We start from the raw sequence: 2,826 nt of genomic DNA, 5'->3' as shown, positions 1-2,826 counted from the left end.
TCAGAACCTTACATTTACGCCTGCTGTGACCGTCCGGCCGATTTTGGTTTCGAAGAGAGTGTCCTGTCGCTTGCTGTCGATATAGAGGCGGTTTTGTTCGTCTGTGAGGTTTTGGGCTTCGAGGATGAGCTTGATCTCGGGCGTGACATTGTAGGATGCGGCGGCGTCGACATAGAGGGTGGGTGCGTTGCCCTGGAGGTCGGAGCCGGGGGATGCGGGGATGCCGCGGATGAAGCGGTCGCGGTAGTTGGCGGTGGTGCGGATGGAGAAATCCTCATCCTCGTAATAAAGCGTACCCGACATGGTGTTCTTGGACAGGCCGATCAGGTCGGCGGTGGTGGTGACGGTGGGCACGCCGCCGGCGGATGCCAGGATGTAGTTGATCTTGGACGTCACGCGCGTGTAGTTGGCCAGCACGCCGAAATTGGCCCAGACACCGTCCAGGAAGGTGAAGGGGATCTGGGCGTTGATCTCAAAGCCCTTCAGCGGGCCGCCCGGCGTGTTGAAGGGACGCGAGACGGTGAAGATCTCTGTCGGTGCCGTGTTGGACCCGGCCAGCAGCGCATCGGGCAGGCCCAGATCGGTGAAGGGCACCTGGGAGCTGACCGACTGGATGAAGCTCTTGATGTCCTTATAGAAATAGGCAACCGAGAGCAGGGAGCCGGGGCGGAAATACCATTCGGCGGCCACGTCGAAGGTGTTGGCGCGGATCGGGTCCAGGAACGGGTTGTTGACATTGCCGATGCGGGTGACGGGGTTCACGCCGCTGGTCGGGGTCAGCACGCCCAGTTCGGGGCGGGCCAGCACCTTGGCACCCGACAGGCGCAGCAGCACATCATCCGTTGCCTCGTACACGACATTGGCCGAGGGCAGCCAGTCATCATAGCTGTTCTTGGCTTCGGAGAAGCGACCGACCAGATTGGTGGGCGAGGTGGTGCCCGCCGGCGGGGCGACGGCGATATAGCCGGACGCCAGCATGCTGGTCTTCACATAGCGCACGCCGGCATCGCCACGGATCGGCAGGTCGGCGGCGTTATAGAGATCAAAGGTGCCCATCAGATAGGCGCTCTTGACCCGTTCGCGCACCCGGCTTTTGACGCCGCCGCAGGTGTAATCGCAGGTGCGGATGCTGTCCGTGTCGAACAGGTCGGCGAATTTGGTGGGGTCGATGGCGGCCCAGCTCTTGGGCGCATTGTCGCCCCACAGGCTGTCCAGACCGCTGATGGTCTTGGTGATGGAGGACAGGCTGGTGCCGCCCGGCAGGGCCTTGACCGTCACATCGGCGGGATATTCACGCACCGAGGTGACGTTGTAATCGCTCTCGCGGAACTGGCCGCCGGTCTTCAGCACGAAACCATCGGCCACGGTCCAGGCGAAATTCAGCTCCGTGGTCAGATTGTCGGTGCGTTGCAGCAGGGGCCGGCCCTGCGGGCTGAACCCGCCCAGGACGGTGCCGTCGGCCTGGGCGGGGGCATAGGTGAAATTGGCGGGGTTGGAGACATCGAAACCGAAGCCCAGCTTGGGCGTGGTGCCACCATCGCGGAAATCGATGGAGAAATTATCGGTATCGATGGCGTCCATGAAGGTCTGGAAGCGGCGCTTGCCATCCAGTTCGGAGCGGTTGAAACCGACCAGGCCCGAGACCTGGAACGCGTCGGAGAAGCGATGCTCGAAATCCAGGTTCGCCTGCTTGAAGCTGGACACGAAATGATCCACCAGGCCTTCGGAACGGACATCGACGCCGTCGAACAGGCCATAGACCAGCGATCCGTTCTGATCGAACTGGATATCGCGCACCGAGACCATGGGCTGGCCATTATTGGTGATGGAGCGCGCGAAGGAGACGGCGGCGATGTAATTGTCACGCCGGGTCACGTCGAAGCGGGAATAAAGCGTGTCGATGGAGATGTCGGTATCTTCATCGGGCTTGTACTGGAAGGTCAGGCTGGCGCCGACGCGTTCCTGATCCTGGGTGGAATTCAGATAACGCGGCAGGCGCGGGATGAAGGCGCCGGAACCGGGCGTGTTGGGCTGATCGGCGCGGCGCAGGGCCTGGACGGTATTCCAGGCGGCCAGCGTGCCGGTGCGCGGATTGTTGGTGGAGCACATCGTGTCCGTCGTGCCCTTGGCCGCCGAGACGGCGGGGTAGATGGGCGTGACACCGATGGGCGCGCAGAACAGGCCATTGGCGCTGGCCGACAGCAGATCGACGGCGGAATAGCCGACCTCGCGGATATTGCGCTGCTGATAGGAGAGCGAGCCCAGGACGCCGAACTGCCCCTCATCGCCGAACTTCTGCGAGACCAGCACCGATCCGCGCGGGTCCACCTTCTTGGACACGCCATTATAGACGCCCTTGGCGGTGGCGGTGATGACGCTGTCCTGGCGGAAATCAAACGGCTTGGGCGCGTTCAGATCGACGGTGGCCCCCAGCGATCCCTCCTCCACATCCGCCGACGGCGTCTTGCGCACGGCAAGGGCGGAGAAGATTTCGGTGGAGAAGACGTTGAAATCGAAGGAACGCCCGGCATTGCCGGCACCGTAAATGTCGGACGAGCCGGTCTGGGAGGTCCCTTCCATACCATTGACCCGCACGCGAGTGAAGCCCGCCCCCAGGCCACGGACGGAGATGTTACGCCCCTCGCCACCATCCCCGCGGGCCAGCGCCACGCCGGGCACACGCTGCATGCTCTCAGCCAGATTGCTGTCCGGGAACTTACCGATATCCTCGGCCACAATCGCATCAACCGCCGCAGCCTCGGCACGCTTGAGGTTCAGCGCGCTGTTCAACGACGCACGGAAACCCGTCACGACTATCTCCTCAAG

The 2,826-nt window shown here is 63.0% G+C and carries 1 protein-coding gene; it reads right to left on the bottom strand.

The window, feature by feature from the left end:
• Positions 1-2,817 carry a TonB-dependent receptor gene (locus tag ACODSP_RS28160; RefSeq protein ID WP_488968817.1) on the bottom strand — a complete coding sequence of 939 codons (2,817 nt, stop codon included), beginning with the start codon at positions 2,815-2,817 and terminating at the stop codon, positions 1-3.
• Positions 2,818-2,826: the final 9 nt, after the last annotated feature.

The organism is Niveispirillum sp. FG156 (assembly GCF_057809555.1).
The sequence above is the reverse complement of the archived record's forward strand: the minus strand, read 5'-3'. Positions and strand labels throughout refer to the sequence as shown.